The 26,487-nt window shown below is 39.6% G+C and carries 24 protein-coding genes; 6 read left to right on the top strand and 18 right to left on the bottom strand.

Annotated features, from left to right (window positions below):
* Window positions 1-5: 5 nt before the first annotated feature.
* From PALI_RS09105 to ccoN, 8 genes are all read right to left on the bottom strand, one after another.
* A complete protein-coding gene (locus PALI_RS09105; RefSeq protein WP_138586837.1) occupies window positions 6-677 on the bottom strand; it encodes a sulfite exporter TauE/SafE family protein in 672 nt (223 codons plus the stop codon).
* Window positions 670-837: a cbb3-type cytochrome oxidase assembly protein CcoS gene (gene ccoS / locus PALI_RS09100; RefSeq protein WP_002963071.1), complete on the bottom strand. Its 168-nt coding sequence runs from the start codon at window positions 835-837 to the stop codon at window positions 670-672. Before ccoS ends, PALI_RS09105 begins: the two co-directional genes overlap by 8 nt.
* Complete coding sequence (locus tag PALI_RS09095; RefSeq protein WP_193155644.1) at window positions 834-3,209, bottom strand: heavy metal translocating P-type ATPase; 2,376 nt, start codon at window positions 3,207-3,209, stop codon at window positions 834-836. The genes ccoS and PALI_RS09095 overlap by 4 nt, the downstream gene beginning before the upstream one ends.
* Window positions 3,210-3,217: 8 nt before the next feature.
* A complete protein-coding gene (locus PALI_RS09090; RefSeq protein ID WP_182701394.1) occupies window positions 3,218-3,709 on the bottom strand; it encodes a FixH family protein in 492 nt (163 codons plus the stop codon).
* A gap of 149 nt (window positions 3,710-3,858) precedes the next feature.
* Entirely contained in the window at window positions 3,859-4,893 is a 1,035-nt protein-coding gene (ccoP, locus tag PALI_RS09085; RefSeq protein ID WP_193155643.1) for a cytochrome-c oxidase, cbb3-type subunit III, read from the bottom strand.
* A complete protein-coding gene (locus tag PALI_RS09080) occupies window positions 4,890-5,075 on the bottom strand; it encodes a cbb3-type cytochrome oxidase subunit 3 (RefSeq protein ID WP_010554061.1) in 186 nt (61 codons plus the stop codon). The genes ccoP and PALI_RS09080 overlap by 4 nt, the downstream gene beginning before the upstream one ends.
* A 6-nt stretch (window positions 5,076-5,081) precedes the next feature.
* Window positions 5,082-5,756: a cytochrome-c oxidase, cbb3-type subunit II gene (ccoO, locus tag PALI_RS09075; RefSeq protein WP_077538299.1), complete on the bottom strand. Its 675-nt coding sequence runs from the start codon at window positions 5,754-5,756 to the stop codon at window positions 5,082-5,084.
* Window positions 5,757-5,768: 12 nt separating this feature from the next.
* Window positions 5,769-7,202 (bottom strand): cytochrome-c oxidase, cbb3-type subunit I, encoded by a 1,434-nt coding sequence (gene ccoN / locus PALI_RS09070; RefSeq protein ID WP_077538298.1) that lies wholly within the window; start codon window positions 7,200-7,202, stop codon window positions 5,769-5,771.
* Window positions 7,203-7,544: 342 nt separating this feature from the next.
* On the opposite strand from ccoN, the gene PALI_RS09065 reads away from it, so the two are divergent.
* The 3 genes from PALI_RS09065 (at window position 7,545) to PALI_RS09055 (ending at window position 13,155) form a co-directional block, all read left to right on the top strand.
* The gene (locus tag PALI_RS09065; protein ID WP_193155642.1) at window positions 7,545-7,970 is read left to right on the top strand and encodes a hypothetical protein; all 426 of its coding nucleotides are present in this window, start codon (window positions 7,545-7,547) and stop codon (window positions 7,968-7,970) included.
* Window positions 7,971-8,958: 988 nt separating this feature from the next.
* A complete protein-coding gene (locus tag PALI_RS09060; protein WP_193155641.1) occupies window positions 8,959-11,646 on the top strand; it encodes a TonB-dependent receptor in 2,688 nt (895 codons plus the stop codon).
* Window positions 11,647-11,802: 156 nt separating this feature from the next.
* Complete coding sequence (locus PALI_RS09055; RefSeq protein WP_077538295.1) at window positions 11,803-13,155, top strand: hypothetical protein; 1,353 nt, start codon at window positions 11,803-11,805, stop codon at window positions 13,153-13,155.
* A 70-nt stretch (window positions 13,156-13,225) separates the two neighbouring features.
* Here the strand turns inward: PALI_RS09055 and PALI_RS09050 are convergent, their stop codons facing one another.
* The 9 genes from PALI_RS09050 to PALI_RS09010 all read right to left on the bottom strand — a co-directional run bounded on the left by PALI_RS09050 (window position 13,226) and on the right by PALI_RS09010 (window position 23,215).
* Window positions 13,226-14,110: an IS982 family transposase gene (locus tag PALI_RS09050; protein WP_077538070.1), complete on the bottom strand. Its 885-nt coding sequence runs from the start codon at window positions 14,108-14,110 to the stop codon at window positions 13,226-13,228.
* Window positions 14,111-14,199: 89 nt separating this feature from the next.
* Window positions 14,200-14,451, bottom strand: coding sequence for a DUF3862 domain-containing protein (locus PALI_RS09045; RefSeq protein WP_193155640.1), 252 nt, complete (start codon window positions 14,449-14,451; stop codon window positions 14,200-14,202).
* 133 nt (window positions 14,452-14,584) lie between these two features.
* Complete coding sequence (locus PALI_RS09040) at window positions 14,585-15,421, bottom strand: peptidoglycan binding protein CsiV (protein WP_138586397.1); 837 nt, start codon at window positions 15,419-15,421, stop codon at window positions 14,585-14,587.
* Entirely contained in the window at window positions 15,421-18,894 is a 3,474-nt protein-coding gene (gene mfd, locus PALI_RS09035) for a transcription-repair coupling factor (RefSeq protein WP_193155639.1), read from the bottom strand. Before mfd ends, PALI_RS09040 begins: the two co-directional genes overlap by 1 nt.
* A 71-nt stretch (window positions 18,895-18,965) precedes the next feature.
* A complete protein-coding gene (locus PALI_RS09030; protein WP_138586395.1) occupies window positions 18,966-19,859 on the bottom strand; it encodes a carbon-nitrogen hydrolase in 894 nt (297 codons plus the stop codon).
* The gene (locus PALI_RS09025) at window positions 19,856-20,911 is read right to left on the bottom strand and encodes an agmatine deiminase family protein (RefSeq protein WP_193155638.1); all 1,056 of its coding nucleotides are present in this window, start codon (window positions 20,909-20,911) and stop codon (window positions 19,856-19,858) included. Before PALI_RS09025 ends, PALI_RS09030 begins: the two co-directional genes overlap by 4 nt.
* A 57-nt stretch (window positions 20,912-20,968) precedes the next feature.
* Window positions 20,969-21,577 carry a PilZ domain-containing protein gene (locus PALI_RS09020; RefSeq protein ID WP_138586393.1) on the bottom strand — a complete coding sequence of 203 codons (609 nt, stop codon included), beginning with the start codon at window positions 21,575-21,577 and terminating at the stop codon, window positions 20,969-20,971.
* Between the two features lie 220 nt (window positions 21,578-21,797).
* Window positions 21,798-22,565, bottom strand: coding sequence for a haloacid dehalogenase type II (locus tag PALI_RS09015; protein ID WP_193155637.1), 768 nt, complete (start codon window positions 22,563-22,565; stop codon window positions 21,798-21,800).
* Window positions 22,565-23,215, bottom strand: a complete 651-nt coding sequence (locus PALI_RS09010; protein ID WP_193155636.1) for a peroxiredoxin-like family protein — start codon at window positions 23,213-23,215, stop codon at window positions 22,565-22,567. Before PALI_RS09010 ends, PALI_RS09015 begins: the two co-directional genes overlap by 1 nt.
* Before the next feature lie 122 nt (window positions 23,216-23,337).
* Between PALI_RS09010 and PALI_RS09005 the strand changes: the two genes are divergently transcribed.
* The gene (locus tag PALI_RS09005) at window positions 23,338-24,225 is read left to right on the top strand and encodes a LysR family transcriptional regulator (protein ID WP_138584891.1); all 888 of its coding nucleotides are present in this window, start codon (window positions 23,338-23,340) and stop codon (window positions 24,223-24,225) included.
* On the opposite strand, the gene PALI_RS09000 is transcribed toward PALI_RS09005, so the two are convergent.
* Entirely contained in the window at window positions 24,211-24,720 is a 510-nt protein-coding gene (locus PALI_RS09000; protein ID WP_138584892.1) for a DUF2937 family protein, read from the bottom strand. The two genes, PALI_RS09005 and PALI_RS09000, sit on opposite strands and share 15 nt — an antisense overlap.
* A gap of 107 nt (window positions 24,721-24,827) precedes the next feature.
* On the opposite strand from PALI_RS09000, the gene PALI_RS08995 reads away from it, so the two are divergent.
* Window positions 24,828-25,403 carry a sigma-70 family RNA polymerase sigma factor gene (locus PALI_RS08995; protein ID WP_193155635.1) on the top strand — a complete coding sequence of 192 codons (576 nt, stop codon included), beginning with the start codon at window positions 24,828-24,830 and terminating at the stop codon, window positions 25,401-25,403.
* On the top strand, window positions 25,400-26,479 hold the full coding sequence (locus tag PALI_RS08990; RefSeq protein WP_193155634.1) for a FecR family protein: 1,080 nt from the start codon (window positions 25,400-25,402) through the stop codon (window positions 26,477-26,479). The genes PALI_RS08995 and PALI_RS08990 overlap by 4 nt, the downstream gene beginning before the upstream one ends.
* The last annotated feature ends 8 nt before the right edge of the window (window positions 26,480-26,487 follow it).

The following is a 26,487-nucleotide window of genomic DNA, read 5'->3' as shown; positions in this document are numbered from 1 at the left end:
CTAGATTAAAGTACCAGCTTGTCGGTTGCAATAATCAATAAGTAGATACCATACCAAATTATAACGCTGCCTAATACAATTCGGGTCCAAGGATGGTTAATTAGTGTGTTTAGCTTTTGCGCGGTAACACCTAATGTGATCATTGCTGGAAAAGTGCCCAAGGCAAAACATAACATAACTAAAGCGCCATCTAGTGCGCTTGGGCTGGTCATGGCCCAAGTTAAAGCTGAGTATACCAGACCACAAGGCAGCCAGCCCCATAAAGCACCATAACCTAAAGCTTTAAAAGGGGAGTTTATTGGCATTAAATATTTATTAAGCTTAACAATATGCTGCCATATTAAAGTTTTTCCAATTTTTTCTAACCATTGTAAAGTGGGCCCTAGACGCATTATATAAACGCCTACAAGTAACATAAAAATGGCAGCAATAAATGAAAGTATTAAAGAAAAAGATGTATTTTGCTTGGCAAATTGGCTGCTAATTCCTGCAACTAGCGCGCCCGCAATCATGTAACTTAGTGCACGACCGATATTATACGCTAATGAGTAAGTGAATGTTTTACGCTTGTCGCTGGCTAACTGCAATGAACCAGCTATACCGCCGCACATAGCAATGCAATGGCCGCTACCAATGAGGCCCATTAAAAATGCACTGGTATAAAGAGGGTCAATCATTGCTTTTGTTATGCTGCTCTTTGTCGTCTTCGAACAAAATACTGTGGCCTTGCTTGTTTAAATCCGAGAACTGCTCGCTTTTTACAGCCCAAAAAAAGACACCAATGGCAATAATGACAAATAAAATAGCAATGGGGATCAAAATGTAAATTATGCTCATAACTTTAATAGCCTTAGTGAATTACAGATCACAATAATTGAGCTGGCAGACATGCCAATGACAGCCATCCACGGAGCAACTAGGCCCAATGCAGCAAGCGGTAATATCGAACCATTGTACAATAAAGACAGCGCAAGGTTTTGCTTAATAATCCGTCTGGTTTGTTTTGCCACATTAAGTAAATGATCGATTGAAGCTAAATCGCTATTAAGAAGCACTACATCAGCGCTATTTTTTGATATGTCAGCACCGGTTTCCATGGCAATTGATAAATGTGCGCTGGCAAATACAGGGCTGTCGTTCACGCCATCGCCGACCATTGCAACGACTTCGTTTTGTGAAGCCCATTGCTCAACGGCTGTTTGTTTATCCTGTGGCGAGCATCCAGACTGCACACTGTTAAGCTTAAGCTGCTTAGCAATTTTTTGCCCTGCATCTGATGCATCGCCAGTTAACATGTGGCATGTCAGCTTTTGTGATTGTAGTGAGTCTACAAGTTGCTTGGCATCTTTTTTAATCTTATCAATAAAGTAAAAACGTGCGACTACCTGTTTGTTTATATATAAGCTCGCTTGTGCATTGGTTTTTTTACTATCAAACCAGCCACTTTTACCTATTGCGTAATGATTCATATCATCTTGCGCGCTAATTCCTAACCCCGGGTGAATTTCAACATCGACAAAAGTGCGTTGAGCGGGTGTAAATTCATTAAAAGCACTGGCAATAGGGTGCTCCGAGTAGCTTTCTAACATAGCCGCTATTTCTAAAATTTGGCCTTTTGTGTATTGTTTATCGAGTATGTCCACGGCATCAAGACTAAATTTACCTTGGGTGAGAGTGCCTGTTTTATCAAACGCAAATAAGGTTATTTGTGATAGCGTTTCTAGCACATGTGCTTGTTTTATTAATATGCCTTTTCGAGTTAGTGTCGCTACGGCGCAAGTAAGTGCTGTTGGTATGGCTAAACTCAGTGCACATGGGCAGGTAGCAACTAAAACAGAAATAGTGATCCAAAAGGCATGCTCAGGTGCTATTTGGTACCAACCAATAGCAGTAATTGAAGCAAATATAAGTAAAGAGGCAATAAACCACTGTGCTACTTTATCAGTAATTTCGACTAATTTAGGGCGCTTAGTGAGTGCATTATGTTGCAAGCGTATAATTTGGTTGAGCAGCGTGTTTTGACCAATTTTATTGATTTTTATTTCAATAACGCCGTCGTGATTAACGCATCCAGCATAAACATTGTGACCAATGAATTTAGTCACAGGTTGATGCTCCCCTGTCATCATTGACTCATCAACGGTAGTTTTACCTTTAACAAGTTCACCATCGGCAGGAATTGTTTCACCAGCTTTAATTAGCACTAGGTCATTGAGCTTTAGTTTTTTGGCTGCAATTATAAGCTCTTCACCGTTATCATTCATTGTGCGCGCTGTTAATGGCAATAATTTTTGTAGGTTAGCAGTAAATTCACTGGCTTTTAAACGCGCTCTAAATTCAAGGTATTTCCCAAGTAATAGTAAAAAGGTAAACATGCATACCGATTCAAAATAGACTTCGCCCACTTCCATAAATGTGGCGTAGCAACTGGCGCCATACGCACCAAAAATAGCGAGCGACACGGGTAAGTCCATGTTGAGCTGTTTAGACTTTAATCCATTGATGGCATTAGTTAAAAAGGGAAGTGCACTATATAAAATAACTGGCGAGGCCAGTACTAAGCTGATCCACCTAAAATATTGCTCAAAGTTACTATCCATGCCTGAGAACATGCCAAAGTACATGGCGAATGCAAACATCATGACTTGCATGGTCATCAAACCTGCAACACCTAAACGGCGAATATAGGCTTTGGCAGTTTGTTGCTTTTGCTGCGCTTCAATATCTGATTGGAACGGGTACGCTTTGTAGCCAATTTTAGCAAGTGCAGTGATTATTTCACTAAGAGGTGTACGGGTTTTATCCCACTGGATCATCGCGCGATTTGTTGAGGTATTTACATCAACCCGTTTTACTGTTTTTAAATTTAACAATTGTTTTTCGATGAGCCATGCACAGGCTGCACAAGTTATGCCTTCAACACTTAATAATACCTCTGAAATACTATCGTTTGTGGCTATAAACTCATCTTGAATGTCTTCGTTGTCATAACTTTTTATAAATGCGAGTTGCTCAGGCACTAGCTGTTCGACCTTACCAGCACGAACTGTACGGTACTTATAATAATCAGTCATACCTTGATCAACGATATTTTGCGCAACGGCTTGACAGCCAATGCAACACATTGGCTGTGCTTTATCATCAATGATAACGCTTGCACTAAATCCGTTTGGCACACTCTCAAGGCAATGAAAGCAAGAGTTAGACATAGTTAGGACTACTTATAGTTAGGAGTAACTAAAACGGTTTGTTCAGTTGGTAAAATAATATTTTCTTTTAGTTTCCAGCTACCGTCTACGGGCTCAATAAATACTGAGTAGGCACCTTGTGTAAAATCATTCAGTAATGCCGTGAATTCTTGGTTTGCATTTGGAGTAAGCATGGCTTCAAAGTCATGTGCTTTTATAGTGCGATGATAAAACGAAAGTTTTAATGCATGCACATTACTGCTGTCGCCTTTTGTAAATTTGAAACTTACGCGCTCGTTAGTCACATTTAATTCGCCATGTAGGTAAAGCGCTTTTGCTTTTTCAAACTTACTAAGTTCTAAGTTTATTGCTTTACCTTTTTTGTAGTAGTCATCAACAACCATGTCTGGGCCGTTACCTATTGCAGTAATAAATAAGCTAATACAGCCAATAATGGCTGCTAATGGGAAAAAGATTAAAAACCAAGGCCAAAAATTTTTATACCACGGAGTAGGTTGCATAGTGTCTCTAAAATTAGTTTAGGAAAGGCTATTTTATAGGAATTATACGTAAAAGACTAAAAAAAAGCCTCACAGAGGAGGCTTTTTTGATCTGGATTAATCTATTGAATTAAATAAATTAATTTATAAACATTTTATTAACCGCGTGCTTATTTATCTTGCGATAAACTGTAAACATAGGCAGTTAATAAGTGAATTTTATCTTCACCTAAGATGTCTTTCCATGCTGGCATTACACCGGCACGGCCGTGGTTGAGTGTTTCTTCAACAGCGCGTTGAGAGCCACCATATAACCAAATGTTATCAGTCAGGTTTGGCGCGCCAAATGGCAGGTTATGTGCAACCGACCCTTTACCGTCAGCACCGTGACATGCAGCGCACATTGCAAATTTTGCTTCGCCTGCTGCTGCATCTTTTTGGTTAACTGTACGACCAGAAAGGCTCAGCACATGTGCTGTCATTTCTTTAACACCTTGCTCGCCAAGGGCTGGGCCCCAAGCTGGCATTGCTGCAATACGACCAAGTAAGAGTGTTTCTCTAATTTTGTCTGGTGTACCGCCATATAACCAATCTTTATCAGTTAGGTTAGGAAAGCCAGTTCCACCACGCGCATCAGAACCATGACATTGAGCACAGTTTTGTGAGAATAAACGCTGACCAATTTCGATGGCTAATTGACCATCTGTTTGCTCATGTTTGTCACCGTTTTCAAGTGCAACTTGTTGAGCCGCATCACCTTCAAATTTAGAATTAACTAAATCTAAAACCGGCACTTGTGCAAGTCGATTGAAAATAGGACCAAAGCGCTCTTCTGCAATTTCATATTCTTTATCAAGCTTTACAAAACGACCTTCTTCTTTCGCTTTCGCTATTGCTTCTTTAGATTCCGCTAAAGTAGTAATACCTTGATTAGAGCTAGTCCATTTACCTAACCCTTCCCAGTTACCTAAACCAGGGTAAGCTGCAAGGTAATATACAGACCAAATAAAAGTAGCGAAGAACATGTAAGTCCACCATTTTGGTAGTGGGTTATTTAGCTCTTCAATGCCGTCAAATTCATGTCCACAGCTTTCACCTTCTTTTACGCCAGTATAGTTTTTTAAATTCCAAACTAGTAAGCCAAAGATGATGAATAAGCATGCAAGGGTTAATACAATAACCCAAATACTCCAAAAGCTAGTCATTTTTCAGACTCCTTTTCCTCGTTAGAGAGTGTGTTGTCATGTTTTTTTTCATCTTCAAAAATGGCATTAGCAGCGCTATCAAAACGAGTTTTGCTACGCTTGCTGTATGCCCATGCAACAATCACAATAAACAATACTAAAATTACCAGAGTCAAAATGCCTCTGTATGTTCCGTAATCCATAATTTTTTACTTCAAGTGGGTGCCAAGTTGCTGTAAATACGCGATTAGGGCTTGCATTTCAGTTGCGCCTTCGCCGTTATTCATAGCGTTAACCTTTTCAACATCAGCTTGAAGCTCTTCATCGCTGCCATAGCCCAGGCCCGGATGTTTAGGGTTTTCTGGGTTGATAGCAAAAGTATCACGGAAAATTTGTAGTTTTTTCAGAGTCAGGCTGGTATCAACCGTATTCTCTGCTAACCAAGGAAAGCCTGGCATGTTTGACTCAGGAACCACAGCCCGTGGGTCCACTAAATGAGCATAATGCCAATCGTCCGAGTAACGTTTACCAACGCGTGCTAAATCAGGACCAGTTCGTTTAGAACCCCATAAAAATGGATGGTCCCATACTGATTCACCGGCTACAGAGTAGTGCCCGTAACGTTCAACTTCATCACGAAAAGGGCGAATCATTTGTGAATGACAGTTAGAACAACCCTCACGCACATAAAGATCACGGCCTTCCATTTCTAAAGCATTAAGAGGGCGTAGGCCTTCTACTGGCTTAGTCGTATCGTCTTGGAACATTAGCGGAGTAATTTCAACTAATGCACCAAAACTGATAGCAAAAACAGTCAGAATAGCCATAAGGCCAACGTTCTTTTCTACTATTTCATGTTTGTTTTGTGAATTTTTATTGCTCATCATCTCACTCCGTTATGCTAATTGTGCTTGCGCGTCTAATTTCAGTGATTCTTTCTCAGCTGAAATTGTACGGAAAACGTTATAAGCCATAACTAACATGCCTGCTACGATGAATACACCGCCTACAAAACGCATGATATAGAAAGGATGCGACGCTTCTAAAGACTGCACAAAGCTGTACATTAATGTACCGTCAGCATTTACTGCACGCCACATTAGACCTTGCATTACACCAGAGATCCACATTGCAACAATGTATAAAACAACACCGACAGTGTGTAACCAAAAATGAGTATTAACCAATTTAACGCTATACATACGACCTTGTGCGAATAACGCAGGGATCAGATGGTAAATAGCACCAATTGAAATCATCGCAACCCAACCTAGTGCACCTGAGTGTACGTGGCCGATTGTCCAATCTGTGTAGTGAGATAATGCATTTACAGATTTAATTGCCATCATTGGACCTTCAAACGTAGACATACCGTAGAAAGATAATGAAACAACTAAGAAACGTAATACAGGGTCAGTACGTAGTTTATGCCACGCACCAGACAGTGTCATAATACCGTTGATCATACCACCCCAAGACGGTACGAATAAGATAATAGACATAACCATACCTAAACTTTGCGTCCAATCAGGAAGTGCAGTGTAGTGAAGGTGATGAGGACCTGCCCAGATGTATAATGAAATTAACGCCCAAAAGTGAACAACCGATAAACGGTATGAGTAAACTGGACGACCTGCTTGCTTTGGTACAAAGTAATACATCATACCCAAGAAACCAGCCGTTAGTAGGAAACCTACCGCATTATGTCCGTACCACCACTGAACCATCGCATCTACCGCACCTGCATAGATTGAGTACGATTTAGTTAACGATACTGGCACTGCCATGCTGTTTACAATGTGAAGCACAGCAACAGTGATAATAAAGCCAGCGTAGAACCAGTTAGCAACATAGATATGCGACACTTTACGCTTGATTAAAGTACCAAAGAATACAATCGCATAAATAATCCAAACCACAGCGATTAAAATATCGATTGGCCATTCAAGTTCTGCATATTCTTTAGAGCTAGTAATACCTAGTGGTAGCGTTATTACAGCTAATACAATAACGAGCTGCCAGCCCCAAAATGAAATGGCGGCGAGTTTGTCTGAGAAAAGACGCGTTTGACAAGTACGTTGAACGACATAATAAGATGTCGCAAAAAGTGCACTGGTACCAAATGCGAAAATTACTGCGTTCGTGTGTAACGGACGTAGTCGAGAGTAAGTTAACCATGGTGTATCAAAGTTAAGTGCTGGCCAAGCTAATTGGGCAGCAATCAGAACCCCAATACTCATGCCAACGATGCCCCAAATCACTGTCATAATAGCGAATTGGCGTACAACTTTATAGTTATACTCAGTTTGTGATGCTACTGTTTGGCTCATTTTCTGGCTTCCGCTGCAATAAATGCGTTTAGAAATGAATTACCCACCGATAAAAAGTGGGGCCTACTATTACTTCACAAGCATGTTACCTAAAACGTTCAAAGCATGAATGCTTCAGAAAACAAACTCGAGAAACCCTTAATTTTTGCGGGTGAAATGATAAATTTTTTGACCTAAAAAAGATAGTTCAATTACGTAATATTATGACATCAATCAAACTTTGTGAGTTTGTTGTTTATTTTTTGATACAGTTTGTGCCATATTTCGACTAAGCGTAACATTACTACTTGTTATTTATAGACCCGATTATTAAGATTCGCTTTTATTTACAGCGAGATTATTATGCTTGGATACAGATTACCCGTATTTTTAGTACTGACTTTGTTATTAACAGCATGCGATTTTTCTGAAAACAATGAGGTTTTGCTCGAAAATACAGAGGCATGCGATGCTAATTTACCCTGTACTTTCCCAAGTGGTGTTAAAATATGGCTAAGTGACTCCTCTCCTTCGCCCGAAACCCCCTTTACAATTTTTAGCAAACTGCCTAGCGGGCTACACATTACAAATGCCAAACTAAAAGGTATTACTATGTATATGGGCTATATACCCCAACAATTTAAGCAATACGGCGATAGTTGGCAAAGCGAAACTATGGTGGGTATATGCGCTGAAAAAAACATGCTTTGGAACTTAGAACTTACCTTAGTAAATAAAACCACCTCAGTTGAAAAAACACTCCATTACCCTTTTTATGTAAATTACTAATACCAATCTGCTTATATATGGGGTCTATTTAACGTTAAAAAAATTACGCTAGAACTAGGCAAAAATTTTTGTATCTAGTTGTTCTAAATAAAAAATTTTTAACGACGTTATAGTGCAATTTAATTCGTTAAATTGATCAAAGATTTATGCAGTTTGGTATAACACCACTCTATACCCTAAATTGATACGAGCGATTATTGCGTTCGATCACTATACACTTTCCAGTCTTTTTATGAAGTGCGCTTTGCTGTTGGGTATTCGAGTTATTCAGTAAACACATCAGAGGCTTCTCTAGGGCCTGCTTATCTTTCGAGGTTGAATTTACATCAGGCTGCTTGGTATTTAGGCAAGGCAGAGCCTATGATGTGTGGTTATTCCCCATAAATTGGCGATAACGCAGCATAAATGCCAAACATGCGCTGTCCTTGGGTTCTGCCCAGGGGCAATTTACTCTTTGTTGCTCGGTTTTTACTTAGCCCACTAGGTTACAAATCTCGCGCCGCGATTAAATCGCCCCTAGATTAAACAAATTTTAATTCTGAAAGGTCAACAGGCCCAAGTAAATATGTAAAGTGAGTTAAACCGTTAAAATTGCTGACAATAACCGCATAAATATAGTTAGTAATTAACATTTAGTTTTGCGCTTTTAATAATGTGCTGTGATTAACTTGTTAATTTGCATTTGCTAAGCTTATTTCTTGTATGATTACATATAATTACAAACTACATCACATTGGTTTCACCTGTTTTTTAATTGTATCAAAGTTTGTTTAATTTATTGATTTTTATCTGTATTTTTTAGTTTACAATGAAACAAGTTATAACCTTTGTACCTTGAATGTTTCATTCCTATTATCCACTGTCAAAAATCAACCTGCTATTAAGTTTTCGTTCAGTTAACTGGGCCTAAGTTGCCTGCCCAGCTCACCAATCTTATAAAAGTGAGTGTTACCAATATTGGTAAATTTCCAACAAGTAGGGTTCTTTCATGAAAAAATCAACTCTTGGCTTAGCTGTAATTGCAGCAATTCCAATGTTCTCAAGTGTGCAAGTTTTAGCTGCTGATGAAGCTGTAAAATCAATCGAAAAAATTCAAGTTACGGGTTCTCGTATTAAGCGTTCAGATATGGAAACTGCTAGCCCAGTAACACTCATTGGCGCAGATGAAATAAGAGCATCTGGTGCAACATCTGTTGATAGCGTACTTCAACAAATGACCGCTACTGGTGGCGCAATGACCAACCCCGGCGTAAATAACGGCTCTGGTGGTAACGCATCTATCAATTTACGTGGTTTAGGTTCACAGCGTACATTAGTACTTGTGAATGGACGTCGTATGATCAACTCAGGAACTGGTGCAGCGTCTACTGTTGATTTAAATACAATTCCAGTTTCTATGATCAAGCAAATTGAAGTACTTAAAGATGGCGCTTCAGCTGTATACGGTACAGATGCCGTTGCTGGTGTTGTAAATATTATTCTAAAAAATGATTTTGAAGGCCTTGATTTAAACGTCAATTCTGCAATGACATCAAAGCATGATGCGACTGAGAACTCTATTGACTTCACAGTAGGTACTTCATTCGATAAAGGTAATATTGTTTTTGGTGCGCAGTACACAAATCGTGGCGAAGCAAGCCAAGCTAACAGAGGTTTTTCAGATTGCCCAATTGAAGAGGGGAGTAACGGTTTTTATTGTGGAGGTTCTTCATTCAGTGAAGGCGGCCATATTCAAAACAGTTTAACTGCTGGTATTTTAAATAAAAAAGGTGAAATTGAACAAACCGGTATAGCTGACGATAGTGGTTTGAGCGGTTTAGGCGGGTTACACCGTTATTCAGCTGAAAATGATTCATACAACTATGCTCGCAGTAGTTACTTGTATACGCCGATGAACCGATTAAATATTACAGGACTTGGTACTTATGAGTTATCTGACGACACAAGTTTTTTTAGTGAGTTTACCTATACAAAACGCTGGTCAGAGCAACAGTTAGCACCACAACCAATTAATTTTAAGTTTGCTTATGATCCAAGCACTATGGGCAACAGCCTTTTAGGTCAAACTTTTGATAAACGTCAAGTTGCTAATAATGCATTTGTAAAAGATGCAAATGGTGATTACGTAACAACTGCAACAAATTATGCAGCTGGCGATCCAATCAGCTACCGTCGTCGTATGAGCGAAAGTGGTACACGTAACTACACTCAAACAGTGGATACAGTGCGTATCGTTGTAGGTGCAGAAGGTGTTATTAACGATTACTCGTGGGATCTTTCTGCTAACTTTGGTCGAAATGACTCTGTAAGTAAAACAAGTAACCTGCATAACGTTTCAGCTTTAAAAGCGGATGTTGAGGCAGGTAACTTTAACCCTTTAGATGAAGCTGACTGGGTTCAATCAAACGTAAGCGAATACATTTATAAAGAGCAAGAGTCTGGTGGAAGCCAGTTGTTTATCGTTTCAGGTTCTCTTTCTGGTGAAATGTTTGAACTACCAGCAGGTTATGCTGCATTTGCTGCCGGTATTGAGCATCGCCAAGAAAAAGCATGGCAAGATCCTGATTCAATTGCTGCTCAAGGATTAGGGAACGACCCTCGCGTAGATCCAACAAGTGGTGGTTTTAATGTAGATGAAGCGTACGTTGAGTTTGCAATACCATTGCTAGCAAATGCACCATTCGCTGACAGTGTTGAGTTAAGCGCTGCAATCCGTGCCTTTGATTACAGTACATTTGGTTCAGATAATACGTGGAAATTGGGCTTAACTTGGCGCGCTACCGATGAGTTAATGATGCGTGCAGTGCGCTCAACAGCTTTCCGTGCTCCAACAGTTGATGAGTTATACTCAGGCAAAGCTATTTCTTATGATGGCGTAACTTTCCCAGGTGCAGACGATCAAGCTGAAGTAACTGTGGGTGGCAATGCTGCTTTAACACCTGAAGAAGCAGATACGTTAACATTTGGTGTTGTTTATGAGCCACAATGGCTTGACGGTTTTTCAATGACGTTAGATTACTACGATATTGAAATTGAAAATGCTATCAGTACTTACACAAGTCAATTTGTTGTCGATCAGTGTATTAACCCTAATGGTACTGGGACTACATTGTGTGAAAACACTGGTGCGTTGATACGTACTGATGGCCGTATCGTATTCAACAACCAGTTGCGTAACATAGGCTCAGAAAAAACATCAGGCATAGATTTAAACTTAAAGTATTCATTTGATGCGTTAGGTTTAGCATGGAAAACAGGCCTTGATACAACCTATTTAGATGAATATGTTGTTGATACTGGTGCGGTAATTGACTATCAAGGTTATATTACAAACGGTAAAGGTGGCTATGCTGATCTTAAGTCTAACCTTCACGTAACTGTCAGTGGTGACACGTGGGATGCAACATACGAAGCACGTTATGTTGCTGGTATGGATAGCTTTACTTGTCGACTTGATCAAAGCGAATGTATTGCACCGACTACACCATCAGTTGTGTATCATGATATTAGTGGTTCTTACATGATTAACGATGTAGTTACTGTGTCTGCTGGTATCAACAATATGTTTGATAAGCAACCTCCTTACTACACTGGTAATTACTCTGCAAATACTGACCCATATACATATGATGTACTTGGCCGTCGTTTATTTGCTGGTGTAAACATTAAGCTTTAATTAGCAGATTAATCTTATTGAGGCTCAGTATTTACTGGGCCTTTTTTATTGAACAAAGCTGAGTAGGCAAGTACACTTAAGTTTCTAAAATATAGCGCAATTTCTCCAGCGTTAGAGTAGTCCCCAAAATTAACCAAATCGGCTAAGGAGAACTGATTGTTAAAACAAGACGAAAACTTATCTTTTGTCATTGAACCAGAGCTAAATCCTCGCGCTGAGCAGCGTATTGATCTGTACTTTTCGATCCCGAATGAAATGGGGATCAACCCGCAGACGCTTTCTGAAGAATCTTATTTTAATAACCACTTTAAATCGCATTTAGCCTATAACGCCAATAATATACATTTGCCGTTAGTACGAAGCCGTTTTGTGAGTAAAAACAAAGGCGAGCAGCAAGATTATCGGCAAAACCTTAATTTATTTTGCTACCAAGTGCGTTTAGCACTCGATGCTGATATAAAAGATGCCTTAAAAATTGACGAAGCAGAAGACTTTTATAAACGTGCTAACGAAGTGTATGAACAAAGTGAGGGGCTTTTAAAAAAGCTGCGTCGGTATACGCCAGATGATGAAAAGTTACTGCCATTTTTTACCAATGCAGATAACTATTTAAGTTGGCATGTTGAGCAATCTTTTTTAAAGCTTTTAGATGAAGGCCCACGTAGCAGCGATTATGCAAAAGAACGTAATGATTTACTGCAGTTTTGTAAAAATGAAAATACGTACCGCGCTGAAAAAAACTACAACTCAGAAACAACCATGCAAGATGCTAATAGAATAACGAATAAGATGCGCTTGCTACAACGCTTAATTGAGCATGGCGTTATATTACAGCGACAAACTCGTTTTCTGAATAGCTACCTAAAACGTTTGGTCAAAGGCACTGTCACAGCGGTTATAATGGCTTTTGTGATGGTGGTGATATTAAATGCACGTTCTAGTTTTACCGAAGTAACCGCAACACTTATTTTGATTCTAGGGGTTATTTATGGATTACGGGAAATATTTAAAGAAGACATTACACGGGTGATTTGGCGAGCAATCGTGCAAGGGCGTCCCAAATGGCGATTTAGCTTTAAAAACAGTATTACTAAAGATAAGGTGGCGAGCCAGTTTATCTGGCTTGAATATACGCGCTTTAAAAAAATCCCAAAAGAAGTGAAAGCTATTTTTTCAAAACGTCGTCAGCAAAATAAACAAGCCGCGCAGTGGTTGCACTTTGCAAGTGAAACGCGTGTTAGCGCTAAAGAATTTTTACCAGGTTACGATACACTACAACAAACATTACATTTTAACCTTGCACCGTTTGCCCGTTATTTAAAGCGAGGCGAGGGTAAGCTCTATCATTTAGACAGTAATAAAATATCTAAACAGGCGGTAGAAAGGCGTTACCAATTGAACATGGTGCTGATATTAACTGAAGAAGATAAAAAGCTCTACCAACGGTATAAAATAACGCTAAATCGCAGTAAAATAGTGAATATAGAACTTATCTATTCTACAAAATAAAAAGGAGGGCAGATGTAAGTCTGTCCTCCTTTTTTTGTATAAGCATACACTTATTTAACCTGAGATCTGCTTAAGCGATAACTAATGCATTAAGCTCTACGTCAGTTAAATTAAGGTGTGGCTTATTTTCTTTAAAGCAATAAGCCACCAATCCAGCCACTAAATTCAACATAAAGCCGTTCATACTCCGATGTCTCGAATGTTCAATGAAGGATATATTCTTGAGTTGGTCATTAATTGTTTCGATTATAAAACGCTTTGAAAGCATCGCTCTATCCCATAATGACATCGCTTTTGCCTTCATATTTTTGCGAACCGTCGTAATGAGCTTTACCCCTTTATCGAGCAAATCCGCTTCTAAAGCCTTACTTAAATATCCTTTGTCACCGTATAATTTATCCGTCAGGCAGCTCGCTAATTCGCGGACTGGTTGAGTATCATGTACATTTCCTGTTGTCACTTTCGCAGCAACAATTTCACCATGATGATTAACGACTAAATGCAGCTTGAAGCCGTAAAACCATCCCATCGTTCCTTTACCTCGCTGGGCTATTCCATCAAAGGTTTTGTGTCTTGGAATACGAATATTGTGGCAGACCTTAATAGATGTAGAGTCAATGAATTCAACGCCTGTGGGTTTACCTTTAAGTGAAGTGAAATAGGCACACATTGGCACAATTACTCTCGGCATAACGGCTAGAAATCGTGTGTAACTGAGTAAGTTAGGAAATTCACTTTTGTACATAAGTGATACATAACCAAGGTAGTAGTTTTTGAAATCACGATGATGTGACATGTGAAAACTAATAACAATAGTCATAATTTCACTGGTCGTCATACGCCCTGCTCGCTGACGTTTTTGGGTGCCATCTTCGAGTAATTGTTTTTTCCATTGGGGTATAAATACTTTGCAAAAATCATCGACATCGCAAAACAATTCAACTAATTTAATCATGCCTGTTCCTTGTTTATCCAATCGTTCTTGGTCGAAAGATCGGATCTCGGAACAGGCATTTAGTTCAATTTCTTAAACGAGATTCAGGTTTATTTAGTTAAACCGTGCTTGCTGTATAAAGTTACCTTATCGGATACTAACGTGATTTCTATATTTTTAGTTTCGTCGCCCCAAACACAGTTAGTATGGAGTGTTTTTTCTACGCAGTTATCAGCACTGCCTAATAGTGTTTCAACGTCGGCTTTATCCATGCCTATTTTAATTTTTTCGTAGTTTTCTTGACTTACTTTTGAACACGCTGCAAGGCTAAGTAAGGTTGCGATAATTAGAAGTTTTTTCATTTTTATTTCCTAAAGATGAATAATACCAATTTTATTAAAAACATGATCATTCTAGATCATAATCTTAGCTTTGTTATTGAGCTATTTTCTTATCCCTATAATAAATCACTAATTTAATGCAATTGGTATAAGGTTAATGGTTAAACTTTCTTATTTGCACTATTACTCCCATACGAGGGTGATCTAGATAGTGCACTTCGCCACTGATCACACGTCTAAATTGTGAAAAGCGGGCTGATTCTATATCACCATTTTCTAGTTTTTGGCTGATATCAAAATCGGCTGTTATAAAGAGATAATGACGTAAATGAATCTTAAATAAACCATCGAGTTCCCATTTAACGTTTGGCTTATCTGGAGCGTTAAACAGTGCAGGTTGAGCGTTTAACAAGCTAATAAAATCAGGGTTAGCATAGCTAGGTATTGTATTAAGATCATTTTTAAAGTGCTGACCTGCAATTAAATGCATGCTCGGCGAGCGTGATTTACTTGCTCCTTCAAAGCGCCAGCCTGTATGCAGTAAAGGTGTTAGCCCTTTACGAGAGAGCTGTGCATATTGAGTTTTAAATTGCAATTGCTCAGATGATAAAAGGTAAGTTTGCTCCATTGCTTCTTGTGTTTCAACAAGGGGAGTCACAGGGAGTTCATCGTAACTTTGTAAATAATCAATGCTCTCATCACACACACTTGACTGTGGATTAATGCCAACTAATGAATCGGTAAATGAACGTGTTTGAAAGCGCTCATCACCATCTATGCACGCTTGTTTAGCTTGCTCTGTATAAAGTGGAGTCAACAGGTCTAGGGTATTTTTATCTGCAATAGCTTTATGTTTAAGGCTAAAGTCTTCTTGCAAGTAGGGGGCGGGGCGCTGTTTAAATATGAGCACTTCAACCTCAAACCAACGCTCTGCAAATGCAGTGCTGCTAAATAAGCAGCATAAAATAACCAGCGATTTTTTTAGCAACATTAATGGCTAACCTTTTTTTCGAAATCTGCAATCATTGCAGTGACCATTTTTAAGCGTTCGCGGGCATTTGCCTCACTAATTGCAAAGCGCAGTTTATTTGCGCCATCCATTTTGTACACCTTAGGTGCACTTTGTATCAAACCAATGATGAAGCTAGGGTTAACCTTAGTATCTTGGCTGAACTCAAAGTAACCGCCTTTAGGGTTAGCTTCAATTTTTGTTATCCCTAAATTGCTGGCCTGCATTTTAAGCTGTTGTAAGCTAAATAAGTTTTTAGCGGCATCGGGTAATAAACCAAAGCGGTCTATTAGCTCTACCTGTAACTCATCCATATCGTCAAGGTTAGCACAACTAGCAACGCGCTTGTACATACCTAATCGTGCATTAACATCGTGTATGTAGTCGTCAGGTAATAATGCAGCTAGTTTCAAATCTACTTCAGTTTGTTTTTTTAGTAGATTTTCAAGTGTTGGTTCTTTACCTTCGCGTAGCGCATTTACTGCTTGTTCAAGCATTTCCATATACAAACTAAAGCCGATGGTTTGCATTTGACCTGATTGATCATCGCCAAGCAACTCACCCGCGCCACGAATTTCTAAATCATGTGTAGCGAGGGCAAAACCCGCGCCTAAATCTTCTAACGATTCGATTGCTTGTAAGCGTTTACTTGCATCTTTAGATAGCGCTTTTGGGTCGCCCGTCAGTAAATAAGCATACGCTTGGTGATGACTTCGGCCAACTCGCCCACGTAATTGGTGTAACTGTGCAAGGCCGAGTTTATCTGCTCTATCCATAATAATGGTGTTGGCTGTAGGTACATCGATACCGGTTTCGATAATCGTGGTACACACCAACACGTTGTATTTTTGATGATAAAAGTCAGTCATTATTTGCTCAAGCTCTTGCTCGCGCATTTGACCATGGGCTGATGTTACACTCGCTTCAGGGACCCATTCACTAATTTCTTGTGCAACACGGTCAATAGTTTCTACATTGTTATGCAAAAAGTAAACTTGGCCACCGCGTTTAATTTCACGCAGTACCGCTTCGCGTATTAGTTCTACATCACGTTGGCGAACAAAGGTTTTTACCGCTAAGCGTTTAGCCGGTGGCGTTGCGATAATTGATAAATCGCGCATGCCGCTCATGGCCATGTTGAGTGTACGCGGTATTGGCGTTGCAGTCAGTGTAAGTATGTCTACATCGGCGCGCAGTGCTTTAATTTTCTCTTTTTGACGCACCCCAAAGCGATGTTCTTCATCAACAATAAGTAAGCCTAAATCGTGAAATTTAATGTCTTGCTGAATCAGTTTATGTGTGCCAATAACTATATCGAGTTTACCGTTGGCCATTTTTTCAAGCGTGTCTTTTTGCTCTTTGGTGGAGTTAAAGCGTGAAAGCACACCAACTTCAATAGGAAAATCAGCAAAACGGTCTTTAAAGTTTTCATAATGCTGTTGAGCTAGCAGGGTAGTTGGTACTAAAATGGCGACCTGTTTGTCATCGTTAACCGCTACAAAAGCAGCACGCATGGCCACTTCTGTTTTACCAAAGCCTACGTCACCACACACTAAGCGATCCATGGCTTGTTTTGATTGCATATCACCTAATACGGCTTCTATGGCGTTGCGCTGATCGTCAGTTTCTTCAAACGGGAAGCTATCGCTAAATTGGCGATATGCAGGGGCATCTAGGGTGAATTTATTACCTGGCTTTGCTTGGCGTTGAGCATAAATATCAAGTAATTCTGCGGCTACATCGCGAACTTTTTCAGCCGCACGTTTTTTTGCTTTTTCCCAAGCATCTGAGCCAAGCTTATGCAGCGGGGCGCTGGCTTCTTCACCGCCAGAGTAACGACTAAGCATATGCAATGCAGATACTGGCACGTACAATTTAGCTTCACTTGCGTAAGTAATCGTAACAAACTCAGTAACTACACCTGCAGCGTCAATTGTTTGCAAACCTTGATAACGGCCAACACCATGATCGAGATGCACAACAGGTTGGCCTTCTTTTAGTTCTGCTAAGTTACGAATTAGCGCATCTTGGCTGGCTTCGTATTTATGTTTGCGGCGTCTGCGCTGAGATACTTTTATACCCAGCAGTTCTTGCTCGGTAATAATTGATAGGCTTGGTTTAGTGCCAAGTACCACACTTTGCTCAAGTGGGCTTACTATTAAACCTACATCACTCGGGCTTTTTGTAAATTGTTCGAGTGTTTCGAATTCTTTAAATTTTAAACCGCTTGGTTTTAGAATGCTCAGTAATGATTCACGACGACCATCGGATTCAACACTGAGTAATATACGGCCTTTTTTCTTTTTTTGCTCTGCTACATAATTTATGAACGCGCCATAAGGTTCATGCTGTTTATGATCGATTCGAATGGCAGGCAGCTCGCTAACACTTAAGTTTTTATTCCCTGCTTTAGTGCCAAGCTTTGCAAGCGATAAGCGGATACGTGCAAAATTTCCTAAATTAGAAAACAACTCTTCAATAGGCTGATAAAGCGCATTAGGCTCTAGTAATGGACGAAGTGGGTCAACTCTGCGGTTTTCATAACGTACATTTACATCGTGCCAAAAGTTATCTGCCGCATGCTCTAAATCACCTAGTTGCATAACAGTTGTCGTATCTGGAAGATAGTCAAAAATAGTCGCTAGTTTTTCAAAAAACAACGGCATGTAGTATTCAATACCGGCAGGCCAGTTACCTTTACTCACTTGCATGTATACAGAATCTTGCTGCGAACTTGCGCCAAATTTTTCACGGTAGCTTATTCTAAAACGTTCAATATCAGCGTCGTTAGTTGGAAACTCATGTGCTGGAAGTAGCTCAATTTTATCTACTTTTTCATCAGAACGCTGCGTTTCTACATCAAATAAACGAATGGTGTCGAGTTCGTCATCAAAAAAATCGAGTCTAAATGGGTGCGGGCTACCCATAGGGTACAAATCAACAATAGAGCCGCGTATAGCGTATTCGCCGTGCTCCATTACTTGTTGAACATTTAAATAACCAGCTTGCTCTAAGTTGTCACGAAAGTTATGTGTGTCTAGCTTGTCGCCCACTTTAAAATTTATTGTTGAGCCGTAAATAAACGAGGCCGGGGCTGTGCGCAACATTAAGGTAGATACAGGCACAATTAACACACTTTGTTGTTCTTTTTTTAAGGTATTTAAAGTGGCTAACCGGGCTGAAATAATATCTTGATGGGGAGAGAAATGATCGTATGGCAGAGTTTCCCAATCAGGAAATACCATTACTGGGTTATCGGGTAATAAATATTCTAACTCTGTTTCAAGGCGCAGTGCGCTTGGTGTATCAGGCGTAACAATCAAGACTAAGTTGTCTTGCTGTTTAACGCCTTCAGCAATGGCAATACTTAAACCACTTCCGCTTAGCTGGCCCCATTGAATTTTATCTTTTTGAGATTTTACCCAAGGCAAGGCTGCCCATTGCTCAAACGCCATTTATTACTCCATTTATAGTTGGCTCTTAGCAAGTAAGAGCCATTATATTTGTTACCCAGAGTTCAGGTGACTTAGTCTCGGTATATTTTTGTTAGGTCTTTATAGTGATCAATTCGTCGGTCACGCAAGAACGGCCAGATACGTCTTACGTTTTCTGAGCGTTTTTGATCAATTTCTACTACTAAAATTTGCTCATCAGTATTATTAGCCTCTGCTAATAATTCACCTTGTGGGCCTGCAATGAACGAATTGCCCCAAAACGCAATACCATCGCTTTGCGCGCTTGGGTCACTTTCATGGCCAACGCGGTTACAGCTAATTACCGGTACACCGTTGGCAACCGCATGGGCACGCTGGCTAATAACCCACGCATCTTTTTGACGGGTTTGCTCAGCAATGTCGTCGTTAGGATCCCAACCAATAGCGGTTGGGTAAATTAATATCTCAGCGCCAGCCATTGCCATTAAACGTGCCGCTTCAGGAAACCATTGATCCCAACATACTAGCACGCCTAATTTACCGACCGAGGTTTGAATAGGCTCAAAACCGATATCACCTGGGGTAAAGTAAAATTTTTCGTAAAAACCAGGGTCATCAGGAATATGCATTTTTCGGTATTTACCCGCAATGCTGCCGTCTTGCTCTAATACAACTGCGGTGTTGTGATAAAGGCCCGTTGCACGTTTTTCAAATAAAGAAGCGACAATTACAATACTTAGCTCTTTAGCAAGCTCACCTAAGGCATTACTGCTAGGACCTGGAATAGTTTCGGCTAAATCAAATACGTCAACATTTTCGGTTTGGCAAAAATAGAGGCTTCGGTGTAGCTCTTGAAGTACAACCAGTTTTGCACCTTTTTGAGCGGCTTCACGAATGGCATTCATTGATTTTGCCATATTGTGCTGAGCGTTATCGGTATTGCTTTGTTGCACTAACGCAACGGTTAACTTTGCAGGGCTTGTCATTGTGCTGCTCCAGCTAAAAATCCACGAGGTAATTGCATTGTAATACAGTGCAGGCTGCCAAATTGCTCAATAATAGGTTGGCAATTTACGCCAATAATAATGTGCTCAGGGTATGCTTTTTGAACTTGAGCAAGAGCACGTTCATCATTGGCATCATTATACGTTGGCACAAGTACCGCATTATTAATAATTAAGTAGTTAGCGTAGGTAGCCGGTAAACGTGTTTGCTCATCGTCATAAGCGGCTTTTGGCCACGGTAACTCAATTAAGTTATATGGGGTGTTATCGGCCGTTTTAAAGGTTTGCAGTTGTTTTTCCATTGCATCAAGTGCGCTAAAGTGTTCATCAGTTTTATCATCGCACTGCACATAGACAAGGGTATTATTTGGTGCAAAACGCACGAGCGTATCAATGTGGCTGTCGGTGTCATCGCCCGCTAAATAGCCATGATCAACCCATAAAAAACGTGTCGCGCCCAAGTGCTCTTTTAAAAGTGCTTCAATATCACTTGGGTTTAAATCTGGGTTACGGTTTTTATTGAGCAAACACTCACTGGTTGTTAGTAATACACCGTGTTCGTTTATCTCAATACCACCGCCTTCAAGTACCATATCGAGTGCTTGATATTGGTTTTTTGAACTACTTAATTCTTTTACCAATGTACGGTTTATTTGATTGTCTAATGTGCTTTCAAACTTATTGCCCCAACCATTAAAAGTAAAATCATATACTTTTAGTTGCCCTGGCGTATCAATAGCGCCACAAGTGAGCGGACCATGATCGCGTGCCCACGTATCATTGGTAGGCGTTACTACAAAATGAACACGATTTAGAGCGATATTAGCGCTATTTAGCAGTGCTGTAATATGCATTTTTAAGGCGCTGTCATGCGCCACAATAACAAGCTGTTGCTGCGTTGTTATGTGCTTAGCAAGTTCAGTATAAACAGGTTCTACACCTGCTAAGTTGTCGGCCCAATCGGTGTTTTTGTGAGGCCACGTGAGCATAACGGCGTCTTGCTCGGCCCATTCTGGTAAAAGTCTAAAGTTCATGAATTTTATATACTAATTAAGATGACGCTAGTTTAGCATTTTACATAAAGATGTCAGCTAATTATCACTGTTTAGGTCGGCTTGGTTTGGTTCGGGTTCTTGGCGTTTTTTAAGCTGACGAGTCTGCGCATGTAAACTCGCTCTAACAATAAGCTCTTGATCGGTTGCTCTAATGGCAGTAAATAGCATGGTGTATTGATAATGCTCACTCTCTTGCTTTTCTATGGCAACCACTTCGGTGTAACAATAAACAGCCGAGGCTTCGTGATGTAAAAAGAGCTTAGTTCTAAATGCTTGACCAATAGGGTGTACATCTGGTGAGGTAAAACGAATACCGCCACCGCCGTAGCTATCACATTGTATAGCGTTATCTTGTGCTTGCTCTGAGGCTAAAATATGGCTCATTATTAAATCAATTTTACGTGACTGCGCCTGCAAAAAAGTAGCTAGCTCTTGTGCTATATCGCCTAAGTTACGCAGTGGGCGTAAAGAGCTTTGTTCAAGTTCACTGACTTCGTTAGCGAGTCTAAATAGTGGGGGTATGTCGTCTTCTAATTCAAGTTGCGATTGAGGCACTTCATCATTCGATACAGCGAATAGATTCACTCTTATACTTTCATTTATTTGAAAGTACTGCTCAAATTCACCTAATCTTTCACTATTCATTATCTTCTCCACCACGTATTTATTTAATAGTAGCGTTGTGAGTACTAAATTGCTAGCAGATAAAGTAACGCTTAACGAGCTAAATACTTTGTTTGCATTCAATTTTTTAACATACTGATTATGAAATAAATACGCTAAGACATATTTAGGGTTAGTTATAAAAAAGCGGCCAATATCATCCTGACATTGACCGCTTGGGTATTGATTTATTAGCGCATACTTATTTAAGTAGAGCGGCTAATTCATGTAAATCTTTCACAACGTGGTCAGGTTTTTTAGCTAATGGATAAAGGGCTTTGCCAGGGCGTGCAATGAACGTGGTTTGTAAGCCAGCTTCTTTTGCACCAGCAACATCCCAGCCGTGCGCTGCTATCATCATTGCTTCATTGGGTGCTACATTTAGCTTTTTAAGCACCCACTCATAAGCACGTAAGTCTGGTTTATAAATTTTAATATCTTCGATACTGTAACGTGCGTCAAAGTACGATATTAAACCAGCGCTTTCAAACTGTGCCTTAACACCTTTGTTTGAAGAATTTGTAAGACTTACTAATTTATAGCCCTGTGCTTTGAGTTTCGTCAGTCCTTCTTTAACATCGCTATGGGGAGGAAGGGTCAAAAGTGGCGTAACAATGGCTGTTTTAGCTTGTTCACTGGTAATATCAATATTGTTGTTTTGGGCAACCATAAGTAGCGACGCTACCCCGATTTTTCCAAAGTCGTGATAGTTACCGCTTACTGTGTCTACCAGTGAATGGTGTAGCATGGTAGAGAACCACAGTGGTAATAAATCTTCACGTCCGCCTAGTGCTTTACCTATTGATGTACGCATTGACGTCAAATCAAGTAGGGTTTCGTTTACATCAAAAATAAGCACTTTAGGTTTTGCTTGTTCTTTTGGTTCATCAGCTACGGCGTAACCAGATACAAGGCTTGTGCCCACAAGTAGTGAAAGAGTGAATGTTTTTAACGATTTTAAAATAGACATTAATTATCCTCCGATTCAAGTGCTGCCATAACATCAATAGGTTCTGCACGTAATGTGTAATCTTCATTTAAAAAGGCATAAGTAATAATACCCGCTTGATTAATTACATAAGTGGCAGGTAGCGGCAATTTAAAGCTTTTATCGCCATAGTAGTGTTCAAAATCAATGCCAAATTCGGTATATAACCTTTGAATACGCTCATCGAGTGTAAACAACAAACCAAATTGCTCAGCTACTTCATTACTAACATCTGAAAGTACATCAAATTCGAGATCGTTTTTTTGAGCCGTAGAGAGAGTTTCATCAGGCAACTGTGGTGATATAGCCACTAATTGAGCGCTTTGAGTTTTAAATTGCGGTAAGTAATCGTTAAGTGCCTTTAGCTCTAAATTACAATACGGACACCAACCACCTCGATAAAAGCTAATAATGACAGGGCCTTTTTGTAGTAAATCCGCAAGTTTAACGTTTTCGCCTTTATGATTTACTAAGCTGAAGTTCTCTACTTTTTGGCCAGTTTGCAACGCATTGTCTTTAATATGCTGTGCGATAAGCTCTTCGTTTGTGGTGTTCATTAATGCCAAAACATCAGCCGGTAATTTGGCCTCTTTTTGGATGTTGTAGGCATCTATTTGCGCTTTTAAACTCATGATTGAACCTCAATAATTAAACTGTATGACAGTATAGTGTTTTAGTTATTTAAATAAACATTGCAAAAGTGAAAGCTTCATTCGAAAATATTAAACATTGAAAAATGCTCAATGGCACCTTTATGTATAACTTAAGTGATTTAGAAACATTTATAGCTGTGGTTGAAAACAAAGGGGTACTTGCTGCTGCGCGCGAGCAACGTTTATCACCTGCAACGGTAAGCCATCGCTTGAGTAAATTAGAGCGCGAACTTGCTACCGTGCTTGTTTTTAGAGATAGCCGACGAATACGATTATCTCCCGCAGGAGAAATATTTTATACCCGAGTTGGCGCCATAATAGAAGCACTGCAGGACGCAGAGCATAGTATCGGTGCACGAAGTTCATCAGTGAGCGGTTTATTACGCGTGACTATGCCACCTTGGGTTTTTTCAAAATATGTAATGCCTAAACTTAATGAGTTAGAGCAGGCTTATCCTGAGCTAAAACTTGATTTTTTAATAACCGATCATTTTGTAAATGTGGTTGATGACGCGCAAGACGTGGCGATTCGAGTAGGGCAGTTAAATGACTCAGGATTGCTGTCGCGAAAAATAGTAAATAATAGCCGAATACTTTGCGCAGCGCCGAGTTATATAGAAAAACACGGTATGCCTAAAAATTTAATGCAGTTGAGCGAACATTATTGGGTATGTTTGCCGTGGCAACGGCAATTAAAACTGTTTGACGAACACAAAAAAATACATACTTTTAATGCTAAAACTCGTTTTACTATTTCAAACTCAGACAACATGACTCAAGCTGCTATTGCAGGACATGGCATTGCAATTAAATCAAAAATAGCCATTAACGAGGAGCTTAAAAATGGCACTTTAGTTGAAATAATGGCGGGTGTGATGGCGCAAAGTGACGCGCCAGTGTGGTTTTTACGGCCGCAAAATAGTTTAACCACTCGCAAAACCGATGTATTTTATGATTTTATGAAATCGCTATTTTTAAGCTGTAAATAATCGCAGGTACGCGCGTTTTATTCCTGTTAAAACTAGATAACCACTAAGCTCTGCGAGTAGGGCTATAATAATGGCTGCAATAACAGCGGCTGTAATTGAGTCCTGCTTTAAAATAATTTGTCCTTCAAAACGTTGCCATACTTGTTGTTTTATATCACTTAAATTACTGGTGAGTGTAAATAAATAGGGCGACTTTGAAAATGCATTAACGGCAGTTTGCAATGTTTGCTGGCGAGTATTGAGTGCATCAATATTGTTTGCACCTTTACCGACAATATCATCATCTAAATTTTGATAGTGCTTGATTAGTTTCTCTAAGTCATTGTTAAAGTACTGTGCGGCATCATTTTTAAATGGTGCAATTGCTTTATTGGCTTCAATGAGTTGTGCATTTAGGGCCTGTCCAAAGTCGCTTACAAATGCAGGAATTTGCACACCTAAAAGCAAGCCGCAGGCAAAAAAGCTTAATCGAATATAATCTAAAAATTTACTCATTTATCTTTCTATCCATATAAATAACCCAAAGTTAACATTTTGCTTGTTTTTATGCTCAAAACTCGTAATCTACTAGTAATAAAAATAACAACAGGTGGATGTTAAGGATGACGAAAAAAGTAACGTTTACGTCAACATTTGTTGATATTTCAAGTCAACTTAAGCGTTTTGTTTCTCGCATAGTTCAGCCCGATGACGTAGAAGACATTGTGCAAGAAACGTTTATAAAAAGCTACGAAGCCGATTTAAAACAAGATATTCAATTTACCCGCAGTTACATGCTTAAAACAGCAAAGCATTTAGCACTTAATCATATTGCTAAGTGGGATAACAAATTTAACGAATCTTTAGAGCAAAACAGCGAATTGCCCATGTTGCTTAAATCAATGCAGCTTGAGGATGAATACACCTCTAAAGAGCGCTTTTTACTTTTTTGTAGAGCCACAGAACAGCTTAGTGCCTCGATTCGTAAATGCTTTATATTAAAAAAAGTATACGGTATGAGCCAAAAAGAAATAGCAGAAAACATGCAGCTAAGCCAAAGTACGGTGGAAAAGCATATAGCAAAGGGATTATTACAAACCCTATTGTATATGCGAGAGCATGACCAAAATATTAATCCACAAAACAACACTACGCCAGCTTCATTGCAACCGTTGTCAACACAGAGAGTTGCAAAATGAGCAATGTGCATCCATTTACTTCAAAAAACGTAATTTTAGAAAATGCCTGTACATGGGTAAGTGCTATTGATCGTGGGCTTAGCAATGAAGAAAAAGAACAATTTAAGCTGTGGATGCTGCAAAGTGCCGCGCATCAAGACGCAGTATACGAAATTGCCCAATTGTGGGATGAACTTTCTGTGTTAAATGAATTAAGCATTTTATTCCCTCAACACAACAGTGCTAACCACTCTAAAAGCAAGTGGGTTGTTCCATATTCTATTGCGGCAAGTTTATTTGCAGCGTTAATGGTTTGCAGCTATTTATTGGTTAATTTAGAAAATGACTTTGGTAAAGAGTTAGCTAAAGTCAATTACACTAAAATTTATCAAACTAAAGTGGGCGAACAAGCAACCTATGTCTTACCCGATGGGACTATTGTGCAGTTAAATACGAACAGTATGTTAGAAGTTGCTTATAGCAAAGGGCGCAGGCAATTATTACTCAATAAGGGGGAAGGGCGTTTTAACGTGGCAAAAGATGCATCGCGTCCATTTAGTGTTATGGCGGGTGATAAGAGCTTTACTGCGTTAGGCACGGTATTTAATGTACAACGCAATACTTCATCAGATTTAGAGCTCGTGGTTACCGAAGGCAAAGTGATGATCACCGATCCAAGTGTCGCGGTTGATGCTAACGACTTTAAAGCGTACCAACTTGCTGACAACAGCACACAAAAAATTCGTCAAATTAATGCAAATATTGTTACTTCTGGCGAAAAAGCGGTTATTGAACAAAGTATAACAAAACCAATAACGCAGCTTTCTGTAGATGATGTACAACGTGACTTAGCATGGCAAAATGGGATGTTAATTTTTAACGGGGAGCAATTAGGTGACGCTTTAAACGAGGTGAGTCGCTATACCGCTACGCGCTTTGAATTATCGTCTGCAGAGCTTGCTAAAATTAAAGTGGCAGGCGTATTTAGAGCTGGCGACGTAGCCGGCTTACTTGAGAGCTTACAAACTAACTTTTCAATTGACCATGAACGTTTAGGCGAGCATGTGGTAAGTCTTAAATACCAGACAAAATCATAAGTAGCAGC

Source organism: Pseudoalteromonas aliena SW19 (genome assembly GCF_014905615.1).
In the GTDB taxonomy this organism is placed as follows: Bacteria; Pseudomonadota; Gammaproteobacteria; order Enterobacterales; family Alteromonadaceae; genus Pseudoalteromonas; species Pseudoalteromonas aliena.
This window is presented reverse-complemented; position numbering and strand designations above follow the sequence as displayed.

Bases quoted from the DNA above. Each gene is read 5' to 3' on its own strand.
- PALI_RS09090 (WP_182701394.1), bottom strand. From the start codon at position 3,709: ATGCAACCTACTCCGTGGTATAAAAATTTTTGGCCTTGGTTTTTAATC.
- PALI_RS09020 (WP_138586393.1), bottom strand. From the start codon at position 21,577: ATGAATAGTGAAAGATTAGGTGAATTTGAGCAGTACTTTCAAATAAAT.
- PALI_RS09060 (WP_193155641.1), top strand. From the start codon at position 8,959: ATGAAAAAATCAACTCTTGGCTTAGCTGTAATTGCAGCAATTCCAATG.
- PALI_RS08995 (WP_193155635.1), top strand. From the start codon at position 24,828: ATGACGAAAAAAGTAACGTTTACGTCAACATTTGTTGATATTTCAAGT.
- PALI_RS09065 (WP_193155642.1), top strand. From the start codon at position 7,545: ATGCTTGGATACAGATTACCCGTATTTTTAGTACTGACTTTGTTATTA.
- PALI_RS09015 (WP_193155637.1), bottom strand. From the start codon at position 22,565: ATGTCTATTTTAAAATCGTTAAAAACATTCACTCTTTCACTACTTGTG.
- ccoN (WP_077538298.1), bottom strand. From the start codon at position 7,202: ATGAGCCAAACAGTAGCATCACAAACTGAGTATAACTATAAAGTTGTA.
- PALI_RS09105 (WP_138586837.1), bottom strand. From the start codon at position 677: ATGATTGACCCTCTTTATACCAGTGCATTTTTAATGGGCCTCATTGGT.
- ccoS (WP_002963071.1), bottom strand. From the start codon at position 837: ATGAGCATAATTTACATTTTGATCCCCATTGCTATTTTATTTGTCATT.
- ccoO (WP_077538299.1), bottom strand. From the start codon at position 5,756: ATGAGCAATAAAAATTCACAAAACAAACATGAAATAGTAGAAAAGAAC.
- PALI_RS09025 (WP_193155638.1), bottom strand. From the start codon at position 20,911: ATGAACTTTAGACTTTTACCAGAATGGGCCGAGCAAGACGCCGTTATG.
- mfd (WP_193155639.1), bottom strand. From the start codon at position 18,894: ATGGCGTTTGAGCAATGGGCAGCCTTGCCTTGGGTAAAATCTCAAAAA.
- PALI_RS09045 (WP_193155640.1), bottom strand. From the start codon at position 14,451: ATGAAAAAACTTCTAATTATCGCAACCTTACTTAGCCTTGCAGCGTGT.
- PALI_RS09010 (WP_193155636.1), bottom strand. From the start codon at position 23,215: ATGAGTTTAAAAGCGCAAATAGATGCCTACAACATCCAAAAAGAGGCC.
- PALI_RS09000 (WP_138584892.1), bottom strand. From the start codon at position 24,720: ATGAGTAAATTTTTAGATTATATTCGATTAAGCTTTTTTGCCTGCGGC.
- PALI_RS09040 (WP_138586397.1), bottom strand. From the start codon at position 15,421: ATGTTGCTAAAAAAATCGCTGGTTATTTTATGCTGCTTATTTAGCAGC.
- PALI_RS09050 (WP_077538070.1), bottom strand. From the start codon at position 14,110: ATGATTAAATTAGTTGAATTGTTTTGCGATGTCGATGATTTTTGCAAA.
- PALI_RS09095 (WP_193155644.1), bottom strand. From the start codon at position 3,209: ATGTCTAACTCTTGCTTTCATTGCCTTGAGAGTGTGCCAAACGGATTT.
- PALI_RS09030 (WP_138586395.1), bottom strand. From the start codon at position 19,859: ATGACAAGCCCTGCAAAGTTAACCGTTGCGTTAGTGCAACAAAGCAAT.
- PALI_RS09005 (WP_138584891.1), top strand. From the start codon at position 23,338: ATGTATAACTTAAGTGATTTAGAAACATTTATAGCTGTGGTTGAAAAC.
- ccoP (WP_193155643.1), bottom strand. From the start codon at position 4,893: ATGACTAGCTTTTGGAGTATTTGGGTTATTGTATTAACCCTTGCATGC.
- PALI_RS09080 (WP_010554061.1), bottom strand. From the start codon at position 5,075: ATGGATTACGGAACATACAGAGGCATTTTGACTCTGGTAATTTTAGTA.
- PALI_RS08990 (WP_193155634.1), top strand. From the start codon at position 25,400: ATGAGCAATGTGCATCCATTTACTTCAAAAAACGTAATTTTAGAAAAT.